The following is a 16,607-nucleotide window of genomic DNA, read 5'->3' on the forward strand; positions in this document are numbered from 1 at the left end:
TATCCGGCTTCACGCTAACGCCTGATGGCGCGTTGCTTATCAGGCCTGGTCATGATTAACCGTTGTTGCTACGACCGCCCGGACGACGGCTGCTGCCGACCTGAGAGTGGCGCTTCACCGCACGGCGGATCTGATTAGCCTTCATACGGCGACGATCTTTCTCGACGGCGACTTTAGAGGTCGTTTCCGGCTTCAGTTCCACCAGCTCACGCAGATAGTTGGTCTGCGCAAGATCAAGCTCCGTCCAGCCGCCACGCGGCAGGCCTTTCGGCAGCGGAATATCACCATAACGGACGCGGATAAGACGGCTTACCTGTACACCTACAGCTTCCCACAGGCGACGGACTTCACGGTTACGCCCTTCGGTCAGCGTGACGTTGTACCACTGGTTGATCCCTTCACCGCCGCTGAACTTGATCGTTTTAAATGCCGCCGGACCATCTTCCAGCTGCACGCCACGGCTCAGATCGCGCAATTTCGCGTCATCAACCTGACCAAATACACGCACCGCATATTCACGTTCCACTTCGCGGCTTGGGTGCATCAGACGGTTAGCCAGTTCACCATCGGTGGTAAACAGCAGTAAACCGCAGGTATTCACATCCAGACGCCCCACGGCAATCCAGCGCGCATCGCGCAGTTTAGGCAGACGATCAAATACGGTTGGACGACCTTCCGGGTCGTTACGGGTACACAGTTCACCTTCTGGCTTGTAATAGGCCAGTACGCGGCAGATTTGCTCCGCAGACTCTTTAACCGAAATCAGATGACCGTCGATGCGGATTTTTAGGCCCGGCGTGACTTCAACGCGATCGCCGAGCGTGGCAATTTTACCATCAACGCTCACGCGACCCGCGGCAATAATAGATTCAATTTCACGGCGAGAACCGTGGCCAGCGCGCGCCAGCACTTTTTGTAACTTTTCGCTCATAGAGCTTCCTTTAGATGTCGCCTTCACAGGCGTCGAACAGGAGAATCAACGGCGCCAGTCAGCGCCATTTTAAGGCCGCGTAGTATAGCGGTTCGCGCCCTTATAAGAAAGGTTTAACGTCACCGACGCCTTCACGCAACACCACCGGAGAATCGTCGGTTAAATCGATGACCGTGGTCGGCTGCTGGCCGAGATATCCACCGTGGATAATCAAATCCACCAGTTTCTCCAGACGGTCTTTAATTTCTTCCGGATCTGACTCGGTAAATTCGCTGCCCGGCAGCATCAGCGATGTAGAGAGCATTGGCTCGCCCAGCGCCTCCAGCAGCGCCAACGCTATCGGATTCGAAGGCACGCGCAGGCCAATGGTCTTACGTTTTTCCTGCAACAAACGGCGCGGAACCTCTTTCGTCCCTTTCAGGATGAAGGTGTAGTTGCCCGGCGTGTTGTTTTTAATTAACCGGAAGGCCACGTTGTCGACAAACGAATAGGTCGACAGTTCTGACAGGTCACGACACATCAGCGTAAAGTTGTGTCCGTCAGGCAGATGACGGATGCGGCAAATGCGCTCCATCGCGCCTTTATCTTCAATTTTGCAGCCCAACGCATAGCCGGAATCGGTTGGATAGACGATCACCCCACCTTTACGCACGATTTCAACGGCCTGATTGATCAGTCGCTGCTGCGGGTTTTCGGGATGAATATAAAAAAACTGGCTCATACTTTCCTCTCTGTGATCTCGGGCTGCTCCCAAAGTTGCCAGACGCCTTCTACGCCTGCGGGCAACCAAAGTTTACGCCCCAACTCAATCCATGGGCAGGGTAGATGAAAATCAGACCCTTGCGATGCCCACAGCTGATGCGAACGCGCAAGCGTCGCCAGATGGGTGCGTTCATTGGGAGACTGCTGGCACTGTGCCACTTCCATCGCGTCACCGCGATGTTCAGCAAAATGCGCAACCAGTCTTTTCAGCCACTTAGCGCTAAGATCGTACCGACCTGGATGAGCCAGAACTGCCTTACCGCCAGAATGATGAATGACATCAATAGCTTGTTCTATTGTACACCACTGTGGCGGAACGTAACCGGTTTTCCCACGGGCAAGGTATTTTTTAAAGACATCCGCCATTGTTGTGGCTTTTCCGCATTCCACCAGGAAACGCGCAAAATGGCCCCGGGTAACCGCCCCACCATCAGCCAGACGTAACGCCCCTTCCCACGCGCCGGGGATATGCGCTTTGTCGAGTCGTTCAGCAATCAGGCGCGCGCGCTGCTGACGACGTTCCGTTTGTTGCGCCAGAAACTCGCACATCATTGGATGGGCGATATCAATGTTCAGACCCACTATATGGATCTCATGGTTTTCCCAGACCGTTGAAATTTCGACGCCAGGGATCAAATTTAACGCTAAACCCGAACGTGAAATTTCTTCTCTTGCCGCCGCAATGCCCGCCGTGGTGTCATGATCGGTGATCGCCAGTGTACCGACTCGCATCTCTACCGCACGGTGTACTAAGGCTTCTGGCGTTAACCGCCCATCGGAGGCTGTAGTATGACTGTGCAGGTCATAAATCACTGCGTAATTCGTGTCGCTCAAGGCGGCTCCCGTTTCAATAAATGTCGTAACACGCCCATCATAGCGGTTTCGACAAATATACTGAAATCAGGTGTTGACTTTATTCCATCGAACTAGTTAACTAGTACGCAAGTTCACATAAAGAAGGTATCTGAGATGAAAGCAACATTTATTCTGCACGGTTGGTGGCGCACTTCCTGATTTCGGGCAGTGTCTTACGTCTGCAATATGCAACCAGATACCAGGCCCGCCAAATGAGCGGGCTTTTTTTTGAACAAAATTAATGAGAATAACGATGCAAACTCAAAAACCGACACTCGAACTGCTTGCCTGCGATGCCGCCTACCGTGAAAATCCAACGGCGCTGTTTCACCAGGTGTGTGGCGCACGTCCGGCCACGCTGCTGCTGGAATCTGCAGATATCGACAGCAAAGACGATCTGAAGAGCCTGCTGCTGGTCGACAGCGCATTACGCATTACCGCCATCGGTGACACTGTCACTATCCAGGCGTTATCGGCAAACGGCGCATCGCTGCTGCCCCTGTTGGACGCCGCCCTGCCAGCTGGCGTTGAGAATGAACCACAGCCCAATGGCCGTCATCTGCGATTCCCTGCCGTCAGCCCACTGCTTGATGAAGACGCCCGCTTATGCTCCCTGTCCGTATTTGATGCATTCCGTTTATTACAGGAGCTGGTTAATGTTCCTGCGCAAGAACGTGAAGCGATGTTCTTCGGCGGTCTGTTTTCTTACGACCTGGTTGCCGGTTTTGAAGATTTACCTCAGCTTGAAGCTGGCAACCGTTGCCCTGATTACTGCTTCTACCTGGCAGAAACGCTGATGGTTATCGACCACCAGAAGAAAAGCACCCGCATTCAGGCCAGCGTATTTACCCCTGACGATGTAGAAAAACAGCGTCTTAACAGCCGTCTGGCGCAGCTGAGCCAGCAGCTTACCGAGCCTGCGCCGCCGCTGCCCGTCACTGAAGTCCCGCAGATGCGCTGCGAATGCAATCAGAGTGATGAAGAGTTTGGTGCCGTAGTGCGTGGGATGCAAAAAGCCATTCGCGCAGGTGAAATTTTCCAGGTGGTTCCGTCCCGCCGTTTCTCGCTGCCCTGTCCGTCACCGCTGGCAGCCTACTATGTGCTCAAGAAAAGTAACCCCAGCCCGTACATGTTTTTCATGCAGGATAACGATTTCACGCTGTTTGGTGCTTCCCCGGAAAGCTCGCTGAAATACGATGCCACCAACCGCCAGATTGAAATCTACCCGATTGCCGGGACCCGCCCACGCGGTCGTCGTGCGGATGGTTCGCTTGACCGCGACCTCGACAGCCGCATCGAGCTGGAAATGCGTACCGATCATAAAGAACTTTCCGAACACCTGATGCTGGTTGACCTGGCGCGTAACGACCTGGCGCGCATCTGTACGCCGGGTAGCCGCTACGTTGCCGATCTCACCAAAGTGGATCGTTATTCCTTCGTTATGCACCTGGTTTCCCGCGTGGTTGGCGAGCTGCGTAGCGATCTGGATGTGCTGCATGCTTACCGCGCCTGCATGAACATGGGTACGTTAAGCGGAGCGCCGAAAGTTCGCGCTATGCAACTTATCGCCGAGGCCGAAGGCCGTCGTCGCGGCAGCTATGGCGGCGCGGTAGGTTACTTCACGGCCCATGGCGATCTGGATACTTGTATTGTGATTCGTTCCGCCCTTGTGGAAGACGGTATTGCCACCGTGCAGGCCGGTGCCGGGATTGTTCTGGATTCTGTTCCGCAGTCTGAAGCCGATGAAACCCGTAATAAAGCGCGCGCGGTTCTGCGTGCTATTGCCACCGCGCATCACGCTCAGGAGACTTTCTAATGGCTGACATTCTGCTGCTCGATAATATCGACTCTTTTACCTATAACCTGGCGGATCAGCTGCGTACTAATGGTCACAACGTGGTGATTTACCGTAACCATATTCCGGCCCAGACGTTAATTGACCGCTTAGCAACCATGAAAAATCCGGTGCTGATGCTCTCTCCGGGACCGGGTGCGCCAAGCGAAGCGGGCTGCATGCCGGAGCTATTAACCCGACTGCGCGGCAAACTGCCGATCATCGGCATTTGTCTGGGTCATCAGGCGATTGTTGAGGCATATGGTGGATATGTGGGTCAGGCCGGGGAAATTCTGCACGGCAAAGCGTCCAGCATTGAACACGACGGTCAGGCGATGTTCGCCGGTCTGGCAAATCCGCTGCCGGTGGCGCGCTATCATTCGCTGGTTGGTAGCAATGTACCCGCCGGATTGACCATCAACGCCCACTTTAACGGCATGGTAATGGCGGTGCGTCACGATACCGATCGCGTCTGCGGCTTCCAGTTCCATCCGGAATCCATTCTGACTACCCAAGGCGCGCGTCTGCTGGAACAAACGCTGGCCTGGGCGCAACAGAAGCTGGAACAGACCAATACGCTGCAACCCATTCTGGAGAAACTGTATCAGGCTCAGACGCTGTCCCAGCAGGAAAGCCACCAGTTGTTCTCAGCTGTGGTACGCGGTGAACTGAAGCCGGAACAACTGGCTGCGGCTCTGGTGAGCATGAAAATTCGAGGCGAACACCCGAATGAAATCGCTGGTGCGGCAACCGCGCTGTTGGAAAACGCCGCCCCGTTCCCGCGCCCTGATTATCTGTTTGCCGATATTGTTGGCACCGGCGGCGACGGCAGCAACAGTATCAATATTTCTACCGCCAGCGCCTTTGTTGCAGCGGCTTGTGGACTGAAAGTCGCCAAACACGGCAATCGCAGCGTCTCCAGCAAATCTGGCTCTTCGGATCTGTTAGCGGCATTTGGTATCAATCTGGATATGAACGCCGATAAATCCCGTCAGGCGCTTGACGACCTCGGGGTGTGCTTCCTGTTTGCGCCGAAATATCACACCGGATTCCGCCATGCCATGCCGGTACGCCAACAGTTGAAAACCCGCACGCTGTTTAACGTGCTCGGCCCACTGATTAACCCGGCGCATCCGCCGCTGGCGCTGATCGGCGTTTACAGCCCGGAACTGGTGCTGCCAATTGCCGAAACGCTGCGCGTACTGGGATATCAGCGAGCAGCCGTAGTGCACAGCGGCGGAATGGACGAAGTTTCACTGCATGCGCCGACCATTGTGGCAGAGCTGCACGATGGCGAAATCAAGAGTTATCAACTGACGGCGGAAGACTTTGGCCTGACGCCATACCACCAGGAACAGTTGGCTGGCGGTACACCGGAAGAAAACCGTGACATTCTTAGTCGCTTGTTACAAGGTAAAGGTGAAGCCGCTCATGAAGCTGCTGTTGCCGCGAATGTCGCCATGTTAATGCGCCTGCACGGTGAAGAAGATTTAAAAGCCAATGCACAAACCGTGATTAATGTACTGCGCAGCGGCGCGGCCTATGACCGTGTCACTGCACTGGCAGCAAGAGGGTAAATGATGCAAACCGTTTTAGCGAAAATTGTCGCGGACAAGGCGATTTGGGTAGAAGCCCGCAAACAGCAACAACCGCTGGCCAGCTTTCAGAATGATGTTCAACCCAGCTCTCGTGACTTCTACGATGCGCTGCAGGGGGCACGTACTGCCTTTATTCTGGAGTGCAAAAAAGCGTCTCCGTCAAAAGGCGTGATCCGTGATGACTTCGACCCGGCACACATTGCGGGCGTCTATAAACATTATGCTTCCGCGATTTCCGTACTGACCGATGAGAAGTATTTCCAGGGGAGCTTTGATTTCCTGCCCATCGTCAGCCGCATCGCACCGCAGCCGATTCTGTGTAAGGACTTTATTATCGACCCTTACCAGATTTATCTCGCGCGTTTTTACCAGGCGGACGCCTGTCTGTTGATGCTGTCGGTGCTTGATGATGAGCAATACCGTCAACTCGCCGCCGTTGCCCACAGCCTGAAAATGGGTGTACTGACCGAAGTCAGTAACGACGAAGAACTGGAGCGTGCTATCGCCCTGGGCGCCAAAGTCGTCGGTATCAACAACCGTGATTTACGCGACCTGTCGATTGATCTAAATCGTACCCGCCAGTTGGCACCGCGACTGGGCCACGGCGTAACCGTTATCAGCGAGTCCGGCATCAATACCTATGGTCAGGTGCGCGAACTCAGCCATTTCGCCAACGGTTTCCTGATTGGCTCCGCGCTGATGTCGCATGATGATCTGCACGCCGCCGTGCGTCGCGTACTACTTGGTGAGAATAAAGTCTGCGGTTTAACCCGGGCTCAGGATGCAAACGCGGCATACGAAGCGGGCGCCATTTACGGTGGTTTGATTTTTGTGCCTACATCCCCGCGCGCGATAGGTATTGAACAGGCGCGGGAAGTCATGACCGGTGCACCGCTGCAGTATGTTGGGGTGTTTCGCAACACAGATATCACCGACGTGGGTGAAACAGCGACTGTTCTGGGGTTAACTGCCGTGCAACTGCATGGCAGTGAAGACCAGGCCTATGTTAACGCCCTGCGCGACGCGCTACCCGCACAGGTACAAATCTGGAAGGCGCTAAGCGTCAGCGAGACGCTGCCAGCCCGTGATTATCAGCACGTCGATAAATACGTATTCGACAATGGTCAGGGCGGCAGCGGTCAACGCTTTGACTGGTCACTTTTAGGCGGACAATCGCTGGATAACGTTTTACTGGCTGGCGGACTCGGCGCAGATAACTGCGTGGACGCGGCAAAAGCCGGCTGTGCCGGTCTCGATTTCAATTCTGGCGTAGAGTCACAGCCGGGCATCAAGGATGCATGTCTTTTGGCTTCGGTTTTTCAGACGCTGCGCGCATATTAAGGAAAAGGACATGACAACATTACTCAATCCGTATTTTGGTGAATTTGGCGGTATGTATGTGCCACAGATTCTGATGCCTGCCCTGCGCCAGCTGGAAGAAGCTTTTGTCAGCGCGCAAAAGGACCCTGAATTTCAGGCGCAGTTTACAGACCTGCTGAAAAACTATGCTGGTCGCCCAACCGCATTGACCAAGTGCCAGAACATTACTCAAGGCACCAACACGACGCTGTACCTCAAGCGTGAAGATTTACTGCACGGCGGCGCGCACAAAACCAACCAGGTGCTGGGCCAGGCATTGCTGGCAAAGCGTATGGGAAAAACAGAGATCATCGCCGAAACCGGCGCGGGTCAGCACGGTGTGGCATCTGCTCTCGCCAGCGCACTGCTGGGACTGAAATGCCGTATTTATATGGGTGCGAAAGACGTTGAACGCCAGTCGCCTAACGTTTTCCGTATGCGTCTGATGGGTGCTGAAGTTATCCCAGTTCACAGCGGTTCCGCCACGCTGAAAGATGCCTGTAACGAAGCGCTGCGCGACTGGTCTGGCAGCTACGATACCGCGCACTATATGCTCGGTACGGCGGCAGGTCCGCACCCCTTCCCGACCATTGTTCGTGAATTCCAGCGCATGATCGGTGAAGAAACCAAAGCGCAGATCCTCGAAAAAGAGGGTCGCCTGCCGGACGCCGTTATCGCCTGCGTGGGCGGAGGTTCTAACGCCATCGGTATGTTCGCCGACTTTATTAATGAAGCCAGCGTCGGACTGATTGGCGTAGAGCCAGGCGGTCACGGGATTGAGTCGGGAGAACACGGTGCGCCGTTGAAGCATGGGCGTGTCGGGATTTACTTCGGCATGAAGTCCCCGATGATGCAGACCGAAGAAGGACAGATTGAAGAGTCTTACTCAATTTCCGCAGGACTGGACTTCCCGTCAGTTGGGCCACAGCATGCATATCTGAACAGCATTGGTCGCGCCGATTATGTTTCGATCACCGACGATGAAGCGCTGGAAGCCTTTAAAACGCTGTGTCTGCACGAGGGGATTATTCCGGCACTGGAATCCTCCCATGCCCTGGCGCACGCGTTAAAAATGATGCGTGAAAACCCGGAAAAAGAGCAGTTACTGGTGGTTAATCTCTCCGGTCGCGGCGACAAAGACATTTTCACCGTACACGATATTCTGAAAGCGCGAGGGGAAATCTGATGGAACGTTACGAAAACCTGTTTGCACAACTGAAGGACCGCAAAGAAGGTGCTTTTGTCCCCTTCGTAACCCTGGGCGATCCGTCTGTAGAGCAGTCACTGAAAATCATTGATACGCTGATTGAAGCCGGTGCCGATGCCCTTGAGCTCGGTATTCCGTTCTCCGATCCGCTGGCTGACGGCCCAACTATTCAGGAAGCCACCCTGCGTGCATTTGCCGCCGGCGTCACGCCGTCGCAATGCTTTGAAATGCTGGCGCTGATTCGCCAGAAGCACCCGACGATTCCCATTGGGTTGCTGATGTATGCCAATCTGGTGTTCAGCAAGGGCATCGACGAGTTTTACGCCCAGTGCGAAAAAGTAGGTGTGGATTCGGTGCTTGTAGCCGATGTTCCCGTTGAGGAATCGGCGCCATTCAGAGCTGCGGCACTGCGCCACAACATCGCACCGATTTTTATCTGTCCGCCGAACGCCGATGAAGAACTGTTGCGCCAGATTGCCTCTTATGGCCGCGGCTATACTTATCTGCTTTCACGTGCAGGCGTGACCGGTGCAGAAAATCGTGCGGCGTTACCGCTACATCACCTGGTCGAAAAGTTGAAAGAATATGATGCGCCGCCTTCTTTACAGGGCTTCGGTATCTCTGCGCCTGAACAGGTCGCCGGTGCTATTGAAGCCGGCGCTGCCGGCGCAATTTCCGGCTCGGCGATTGTGAAAATCATTGAGAAAAATGTTGCGGCACCGGAACAGATGCTGGCAGAGCTAAAAGCTTTTGTCAGCGCGATGAAAGCCGCTACCCAGCAGTAAGTCAATCAACCGCCAGAGACATCTGGCGGTTTCACCCTTCTTTCGTGTGCTTCATTCTATACATGGCGCTATCCGCATTCTGAATGGCTACATCCAGTTCACCGTTCACCTCTGCAATCCCCCAAGAAACTGACAATGGCACGGTATGACCGTCCACCACAAACACATGACTGGTCACTTGACCGCTAATACGTTGCGCGATCGCTATGGCGTCAGTTGCCTGCGATCGAAACAGCAGGATCATAAATTCATCTCCGCCAGTACGAATCACAATATCGTGGCTGGTGCGGGTGTTAGACAGCATCCTATTGGCAATAATTTGCAGCGCCCGGTCACCTGCCGCATGGCCCCAGGTATCATTGACAGCCTTGAATTTATTGCAATCCAGTAACACCACCGAGCAGTGCGATAAATCACGACGTTTGATGATGTCGAGTATTCGGCGGTTAAAACAGCCGGTCAACGTGTCGATATAAACCTTAAGGTCGCTTTCGTTTAGCCATGACTTTAACGAGAAACTAATGATGATGAAAAAGAACGGCGCCAACAGCATAACGATCCCGGCATGTGGGTCACGCGCCATAAAACGGCCTAATGATAGCGAATAGTGCAGCGCATATTTCTCCGAAAAATTGCGCACCATAAAGCGGGATTGACCGGTACATTTCCCAGATAAACAGAGACTCTCATGGTTGGTTAAATTCACCAACTCCACATTCAGCTCGGGGGGAATTTGGTTGTCAAATGCCTGAGCCAATGCTTCCTGCAATTCGGGCTTTGAATGGTCATAGACCAGATAAGCCACAATTTGGTCTGATATCTCTTTACCAGACAGATCGTAAATATAGCTCACCACGCTGTAAGCTTTTTCGCCGGTAATTTTATCGGTATAAAAATTCGTTGAACTAAGGGCTTTATTTTTGACGTTTTTCTGCAACAGTCGGGTATAGAAATCGACCGGCGGATAGAAAAATTGAGTGATATCCCGCGCCATTTCAGAGTTAGAGAAACTGAAATTGCGCGAATCGGAAGCCATAAACCAGTAAAAATAATCTGAGTTTTTGGCGATGATATAACGATGTGCATCAAAGCTGCCTGGGTTTAGCTCATTGACCATACCGCGAATAAACTCCGCTGCCGTAAACATACACAGCGCGTTGTGGCTGGTTTGCTGAGCAACCATTGTCCCCGTCGCCGAATGCAGCCGCTTTGGGTCGGCGTTAATTCCCCATTCATTCTCATAGCGAGGAACAAATCGGGATAAATCGCCACATTGCTCGCCATTTTTGATGTGGTGATAGCGCTCACCAATGGCATCAGCGATCAACTCGTTATCGTTAAAAATGTCCATCATGCGCGCTTGCAGGCGGTTAACACCTTCACTGGCTGCAGCCGTCCGCTGTTCATAAATAATAAACAGAAACAACGAGGTAAATATCAACGTAATAAGCCCTGATACCAGCAGTGCCTGCCTGTTCCTGAGCTTGTCCTGCACAATCTTCACGAGTCCACCCTGATAGTTAACAGTATTGCCAAACCGGTTACCCGTTTATGTTGTTGCATAACTGCGTTGTACGTTGATTGAGAATGTTAACCGTCCCTAAGCTAATGAGTTACATGCCCGCAGCTACGCTGCGCTGATGTTACGGATTTATACAATAAAAGCGCATTCTTGTTAACATAAATGCAAACTAATCATCACCCTCAATCGGATACCCTGCCCGGCGAATGGCCTCGCGACAATCGCTCACGCCTGCGGCATAGCCTGCTTCAATCTCACAAACTGGGCTTGCGCTGCAATAAGGCAGTGTAACCGGAGTGGCAACCTGTTTTTCCAGGGCTTCAATTTTTTTCATGTAATGCAGCAATTCACGGGCGACTCTCACGGCAAACTCTGTCGTTTCATCCCCGATGTTTGTTTCCAGAAGCGTGATTTTTTGTTGGAGTTGATGGCGGGTTAGCATCGTCAATACCCTCAAAGCCAGTTTGCTTAAAGAGTAGCATTACATCGAAGAAGAGAAGTACACCACTGACGATTCAGGGGGAAAATCGTGATCACAGCCTTCACAGTTATGGCTGAAACCGGGCACGGTTTCCTCGTACTTTTACAGAACACATTCATAGGTAGCGAATAACCCTGCCCATCCCACATTCGGTCTGAGATGTTGGCGTTGTTTTCAATGTTTAATAGATGAGCATCGAAACGCTGAATGCATCAATATCATAAAGTTTTGGTAATGTTTTAAATACATATCATATTAAATATAAATATTACATTGGCTCATCAAGACTAAAGTCATTATAGTGTCAGAGTAATAGAGTTATTTTTCACAAGGCCATAATAATTTCACTTAGGTCATGTTATTAATGTGTGAATTAGTTGTTTATAAATGCAAGATGCACCAGGCACTATTTTCACTTAACTCAAACTCACCTTTTAAAATATTCAGAAAGCCAAAGGGATCAAACCACAGGATAACAACTAAATAGCATTGAATAAAACGACATAAAGGCGATCACACCTGAGACAGGTCTGTGAGATTGCTATATGTAACTTATTCACCCTCAATAATTGCATAAGTAAACAATAAAAGCACATAAGAACAAAATTCTTATGTTTAAAACATATTTTTTTGTCAGGATATCTGGGTCCATAAATTAAAAATCATGTCTATCCAATTTAACCTTCAAATGGTCAGAAGTGGTTTACGCCCACTTAAAATTATTCCGCTAATTATTTCTGTGTTAATTATTGCTAGTGTTAATATATTAACTGCAAAATATAACACTGTGATTAATCGGACACTTGTGTTTTTCATGATCATGCTTTCATTACGATGCCTACAGTATTTTTTTTCAGAAATATTCTGGCTGCTTTAATTTTAATACCCGTCGCAGGTGATATCACTCTTCAATTGCATGCCTGGAATAATTACAACTCAGAATTTAGTTATGGATTTGCGTTAAGTGTTTTGAATACAACTCCCAGTGAAGCAATAGCTATGCTGAGATTATATTGGCGCGACTGTGTTACGTTCTTTACACTTGTAATGTTTTTTATTTACTCTATAAATACTGGCACGAGGCCTGTACCCTATCGATTTCGTCATTACCCAATAGTTATTTTGGGCTTAATAATTTTCTTTTTGTTTTCGCAAGCTTATCTCCACCAGATAAGGAAAAGTAATGTTGAAAGTCTGGTGCAACGAGTCATCCACTCCACTCCAGTAAGTACCGGAAAAGAGTTTATGCAGGCTATGCAAGATAACGCCATAATTTCTGATATCGGTACAAACATTCCCAATTATAAGATAACAGTAACTGATACAGGAATTGAAAATTATATACTGATCGTCGGGGAATCTGCGCGTGCGTTAAACATGGGAATTTATGGATACGCAAGGGATACCACCCCTGAACTTATCAAACAAAAGCAGCAACTTTTACTGTTTCATAACGCGATTTCGCCTGCGCCGGTAACAATCATGGCCGTCCCCATGGCACTTACTGCTGACTCAGTGCAAGCCCATCACCCTCGTAACTATAGCGATAATATTATTAATATCACCAACCAGGCTGGCTATGATACATACTGGTACAGTCGCCAGGGAAATGGAGGGGCACATAACAATATAATTACTGGGATTGCCATGAATGCACATCAGCATGAATGGATAGAATATGGCTATGATGAGGCGTTGTTGCCGTTATTACACAAGGCATTACTGAAGCCAGGTAAGAAACTTATTGTCCTGCATTTATATGGCAGTCATGAACCTTCCTGTCAACGTTTTCCAGAAAGTCATACTGTCTTATTTGGCGAGAGTAAAGCTGACGATTGTTATGATAACTCAATTCGCTATACTGATGAACTGATGGGTAATATATTCAATGCGCTGGAAAACACTCGCTCATCAGTAATGTATTTTTCCGATCATGCGCTGATCCGTGATCCTGCACGCTCTGTGGTTTATTCTCATGGCGGTGTTAGACCGCCTAAAGAGGCATTACAAATCCCGATGTATATTTGGTACAGCCATTTAGTCGATGAAAAAACAAAGCTCACTGGAGATTATAATACGCCGTGGTCTTCCGATGATCTTAACTCTCTTGCAGAATTGTGGCTTGGCATCCATCGTCAGGGTAATGCGAAAAAGTCTATGAAATCCTGGTTAATAAACTACCAAAAGGAGATTTTCATCATGGACACAACGGGTAAAAAATACCATTGGAATGATGTTCGTTGATGCTGAAGAGTTGGCAAAACTGGTCATTTGATGACCAGTTTTGCAGCAAGGTTTTACAGAAGTATTTAAAAACGATAACCCGCAGAGAACATAAACACCCACGGATCGAGACGTACGCTGTCTCGTTGCTGGGCGCCACCCATTTTATAGCTTGCGGTGGTATCGATATCCATATACCAGACCGACATGTTAATCAGCCAGTCGCGGTTAATCAGATAATCCATACCAACCTGCCCTGCCGCACCCCAGGAATCTTTCAGGCTCAGGTCCGATAAGCCGGTTTTTTTGCCGTTATCGTTAAAGCTTTCGTCGAAGAAAGTGGTGTAGTTCACACCAACCCCCACGTAAGGACGCAGTTTGCTGCTGGAGTCACCGAAGTACCACTGTGCCATTAACGTCGGTGGTAAATGGTGAACGGTAGCAATATCGCCCGTCGCGGCAGTCCCAATTTTATGGCGGAACGGCGTGGCGGCCAGTAATTCAACACCGATATTGTCGGTTGCCATATAGGTAAATGTCAGACCCAACTGCGTGTTATTGCTGACATTAAAGCCACCCAGGCTTCCCAGCGTACCACCCGCGCCTTCCGTCGGCCTGACGGTGGCAGAACCTGCACGAATAAAGAATTCTCCGGCCTCATGCGCAAATGCGTTACCAGAGAGAAGAGTTGTTAAAGCCAATGCTGCAACTGTTAATTTTTTCATGTCCGCTCCATCGTTATGGTTATAAAAGCGGAACGAATATACCCACATTGGAGTAATAAGTGATCTAACCTGGATCACATTGACTTTGATAATTTAACATTTATTGATCCAGATTAAGTTAGAACTTGCATTCAAAATCCTGGTTAAATTAATTCAGATCAATTTTGATATATTTTCACATCGCAAGTACCTTGCCTCTGTTCCTACAGGGGATGGAGATTTGCTCATGATGCGCAGAGAACAACCAATGTTCTTGCATGACGCTGAACGCATAGCCAAAAATTACCGGGGATTTACAAAGATATGCTTTTCCATACACCGTGCGATGCTGCCACTGTAGAGTTATCCAGGGTACAATTGCCCGCAAATGAACACCTGCAAAACTCAAGGAGAGTGCATGTCTATCACGGCGAAATCCGTTTACCGTGACACGGGGAACTTTTTCCGTAATCAATTCATTACCATCTTGCTGGTATCGTTGTTGTGCGCGTTTATCACAGTGGTGTTAGGGCATGCCTTTTCTCCCACCGACGCACAAATTGCGCAACTCAGTGAAGGCGATCAGTTAACCAGCAGCGTGGGGTTATTCGATTTGGTGCAAAACATGACTCCGGAGCAACAGCAAATTTTGCTACGCGCTTCTGCGGCATCAACGTTTTCTGGCCTGATCGGTAATGCCATCCTCGCGGGAGGCATCATCCTGATGATTCAGCTGATTTCAGCCGGTCATCGGGTCAGCGCTTTACGCGCCATTGGCGCCAGTGCGCCAGTTCTGCCTAAGCTGTTTATTCTGATTTTTCTGACTACTCTGCTGGTGCAAATCGGTATTATGCTGGTGGTGGTTCCCGGTATTCTGCTGGCCATCCTGCTGGCACTCGCACCGGTGATGTTAGTACAGGACAAAATGGGTGTTTTTGCCGCTATGCGCAACAGTATGCGTCTGTCGTGGTCGAATATGCGCCTGGTTGCACCGGCAGTGATCGGTTGGCTGTTGGCAAAAACGTTGCTGTTGCTTTTTGCGCCAAGTTTTGCGGTACTTACGCCAAATGTAGGCGCGGTATTGGCGAATACGCTGAGCAATATGATCTCCGCCGTGTTGCTGATCTATTTGTTCCGCCTGTACATGCTGATTCGCCAATAAACCCTGAACGCATTCCGGGCTTGTACCCGGTGCTTTTAATGACGGAATCGAAGAATGAAGCAGTTTCTTGATTTTTTACCGCTGGTTGTCTTTTTTGCTTTTTATAAGCTCTACGACATCTACGCGGCGACCTCGGCACTGATTGTCGCGACGGCTGTCGTTTTAATTTACAGCTGGGTTCGCTATCGCAAGGTCGAAAAGATGGCATTAATCACCTTTGTTCTGGTAGCCGTGTTCGGTGGCCTGACTATCTTCTTCCACAATGATGAATTCATTAAGTGGAAAGTAACGGTGATTTATGGACTGTTTGCTGGTGCACTGCTGGTTAGCCAGTGGGTAATGAAAAAGCCGCTGATCCAGCGCATGTTAGGCAAAGAGCTGACCCTGCCGCAGCCGGTATGGTCAAAACTTAATTTAGCCTGGGCCGTCTTCTTCATCCTGTGCGGTCTGGCGAATATTTATATCGCGTTTTGGCTACCGCAGAATATTTGGGTCAACTTTAAGGTGTTCGGCCTGACCGCCCTGACCTTACTCTTTACGTTACTGAGCGGAGTCTATATTTACCGCCACCTTCCGCAGGAAGATAAATCGTAATATATGCTCGCCAGATCTTCGGATCTGGCGAATTTTTATCCCCTCGCATTCTAGATTGCAGTTAACTCGCCTTACTTCCGTTCCACCCGCCGCATCCCCTCTGTTCTCAGCGCATAAATTCTAGTAGCATCGCGCCTGTAATCTTTCTCTATAGTCGGTTCTACAATGACAACAACGAATAACACTCCCCAGGGCGAACTGGTTTTACGCACTCTGGCTATGCCTGCCGATACCAACGCGAACGGTGATATTTTTGGCGGCTGGCTGATGTCACAAATGGATATAGGTGGCGCTATTCAGGCCAAAGAGATCGCACATGGTCGTGTGGTCACGGTGCGGGTTGAAGGAATGAGCTTTTTGCGCCCGGTTGCCGTAGGCGATGTGGTTTGTTGCTATGCACGCTGTGTGAAACGCGGAACGACCTCGATCAGCATTAATATTGAAGTCTGGGTGAAGAAAGTCGCTTCTGAACCTATCGGCCAGCGCTATAAAGCCACCGAAGCGCTGTTTATCTATGTTGCCGTTGATAAAGACGGTAAACCGCGTCCGATCCCTACTCTGGGCTGATAGCGCGCCCCGACACCGTCTTC

The 16,607-nt window shown here is 50.4% G+C and carries 16 protein-coding genes, 1 pseudogene and 1 other annotated feature; of the genes and pseudogenes, 11 read left to right on the top strand and 6 right to left on the bottom strand.

Going from position 1 to position 16,607, the window contains the following annotated elements; all coding sequences use genetic code 11:
- Positions 1 to 55: 55 nt before the first annotated feature.
- The 3 genes from rluB to rnm all read right to left on the bottom strand — a co-directional run bounded on the left by rluB (position 56) and on the right by rnm (position 2,527).
- Complete coding sequence (rluB, locus tag E1B03_RS14335; protein WP_003020625.1) at positions 56 to 931, bottom strand: 23S rRNA pseudouridine(2605) synthase RluB; 876 nt, start codon at positions 929 to 931, stop codon at positions 56 to 58.
- 100 nt (positions 932 to 1,031) lie between these two features.
- Complete coding sequence (locus E1B03_RS14340) at positions 1,032 to 1,652, bottom strand: L-threonylcarbamoyladenylate synthase (RefSeq protein ID WP_003833336.1); 621 nt, start codon at positions 1,650 to 1,652, stop codon at positions 1,032 to 1,034.
- Entirely contained in the window at positions 1,649 to 2,527 is an 879-nt protein-coding gene (gene rnm, locus E1B03_RS14345) for an RNase RNM (RefSeq protein WP_103770756.1), read from the bottom strand. Before rnm ends, E1B03_RS14340 begins: the two co-directional genes overlap by 4 nt.
- 135 nt (positions 2,528 to 2,662) lie before the next feature.
- Between rnm and trpL the strand changes: the two genes are divergently transcribed.
- The 6 genes from trpL to trpA all read left to right on the top strand — a co-directional run bounded on the left by trpL (position 2,663) and on the right by trpA (position 9,331).
- Positions 2,663 to 2,707: a trp operon leader peptide gene (gene trpL / locus E1B03_RS14350; protein WP_133087228.1), complete on the top strand. Its 45-nt coding sequence runs from the start codon at positions 2,663 to 2,665 to the stop codon at positions 2,705 to 2,707.
- Positions 2,684 to 2,778: a sequence feature (Trp leader region), on the top strand. (Overlaps the previous gene by 24 nt.)
- A 23-nt stretch (positions 2,779 to 2,801) precedes the next feature.
- Positions 2,802 to 4,364 (top strand): anthranilate synthase component 1, encoded by a 1,563-nt coding sequence (locus E1B03_RS14355; protein ID WP_133086447.1) that lies wholly within the window; start codon positions 2,802 to 2,804, stop codon positions 4,362 to 4,364.
- Positions 4,364 to 5,959 (top strand): bifunctional anthranilate synthase glutamate amidotransferase component TrpG/anthranilate phosphoribosyltransferase TrpD, encoded by a 1,596-nt coding sequence (gene trpD, locus E1B03_RS14360; RefSeq protein ID WP_003020639.1) that lies wholly within the window; start codon positions 4,364 to 4,366, stop codon positions 5,957 to 5,959. The genes E1B03_RS14355 and trpD overlap by 1 nt, the downstream gene beginning before the upstream one ends.
- Positions 5,960 to 5,962: 3 nt before the next feature.
- Positions 5,963 to 7,321, top strand: a complete 1,359-nt coding sequence (trpCF, locus tag E1B03_RS14365) for a bifunctional indole-3-glycerol-phosphate synthase TrpC/phosphoribosylanthranilate isomerase TrpF (protein ID WP_133087229.1) — start codon at positions 5,963 to 5,965, stop codon at positions 7,319 to 7,321.
- 10 nt (positions 7,322 to 7,331) lie between these two features.
- Entirely contained in the window at positions 7,332 to 8,525 is a 1,194-nt protein-coding gene (gene trpB, locus E1B03_RS14370) for a tryptophan synthase subunit beta (protein ID WP_103770758.1), read from the top strand.
- Complete coding sequence (gene trpA, locus E1B03_RS14375) at positions 8,525 to 9,331, top strand: tryptophan synthase subunit alpha (protein ID WP_103770759.1); 807 nt, start codon at positions 8,525 to 8,527, stop codon at positions 9,329 to 9,331. The genes trpB and trpA overlap by 1 nt, the downstream gene beginning before the upstream one ends.
- 31 nt (positions 9,332 to 9,362) lie before the next feature.
- Here the strand turns inward: trpA and E1B03_RS14380 are convergent, their stop codons facing one another.
- Entirely contained in the window at positions 9,363 to 10,835 is a 1,473-nt protein-coding gene (locus E1B03_RS14380) for a GGDEF domain-containing protein (protein ID WP_103770760.1), read from the bottom strand.
- A 187-nt stretch (positions 10,836 to 11,022) separates the two neighbouring features.
- Positions 11,023 to 11,295 carry a hypothetical protein gene (locus E1B03_RS14385; protein WP_103770761.1) on the bottom strand — a complete coding sequence of 91 codons (273 nt, stop codon included), beginning with the start codon at positions 11,293 to 11,295 and terminating at the stop codon, positions 11,023 to 11,025.
- A gap of 873 nt (positions 11,296 to 12,168) precedes the next feature.
- On the opposite strand from E1B03_RS14385, the gene E1B03_RS14390 reads away from it, so the two are divergent.
- Positions 12,169 to 13,578: a phosphoethanolamine transferase gene (locus E1B03_RS14390; RefSeq protein WP_342774012.1), complete on the top strand. Its 1,410-nt coding sequence runs from the start codon at positions 12,169 to 12,171 to the stop codon at positions 13,576 to 13,578.
- Between the two features lie 65 nt (positions 13,579 to 13,643).
- Here E1B03_RS14390 and ompW read toward each other — a convergent pair whose 3' ends face one another.
- Positions 13,644 to 14,282, bottom strand: coding sequence for an outer membrane protein OmpW (gene ompW / locus E1B03_RS14395; protein ID WP_103770762.1), 639 nt, complete (start codon positions 14,280 to 14,282; stop codon positions 13,644 to 13,646).
- Between the two features lie 282 nt (positions 14,283 to 14,564).
- Here ompW and E1B03_RS26505 point away from each other — a divergent pair.
- The 4 genes and pseudogenes from E1B03_RS26505 to yciA form a co-directional block, all read left to right on the top strand.
- Positions 14,565 to 14,651, top strand: a pseudogene (locus tag E1B03_RS26505) (YkgJ family cysteine cluster protein); the annotation flags it as partial.
- A gap of 28 nt (positions 14,652 to 14,679) precedes the next feature.
- A complete protein-coding gene (locus tag E1B03_RS14400; RefSeq protein WP_133086448.1) occupies positions 14,680 to 15,423 on the top strand; it encodes a YciC family protein in 744 nt (247 codons plus the stop codon).
- A 54-nt stretch (positions 15,424 to 15,477) separates the two neighbouring features.
- Positions 15,478 to 16,017, top strand: a complete 540-nt coding sequence (locus E1B03_RS14405; RefSeq protein WP_043016136.1) for a septation protein A — start codon at positions 15,478 to 15,480, stop codon at positions 16,015 to 16,017.
- A gap of 165 nt (positions 16,018 to 16,182) precedes the next feature.
- Positions 16,183 to 16,584, top strand: a complete 402-nt coding sequence (yciA, locus tag E1B03_RS14410; protein ID WP_038640996.1) for an acyl-CoA thioester hydrolase YciA — start codon at positions 16,183 to 16,185, stop codon at positions 16,582 to 16,584.
- Positions 16,585 to 16,607 lie beyond the last annotated feature (23 nt).

Source organism: Citrobacter arsenatis (assembly GCF_004353845.1).
Classification (GTDB): domain Bacteria; phylum Pseudomonadota; class Gammaproteobacteria; order Enterobacterales; family Enterobacteriaceae; genus Citrobacter; species Citrobacter arsenatis.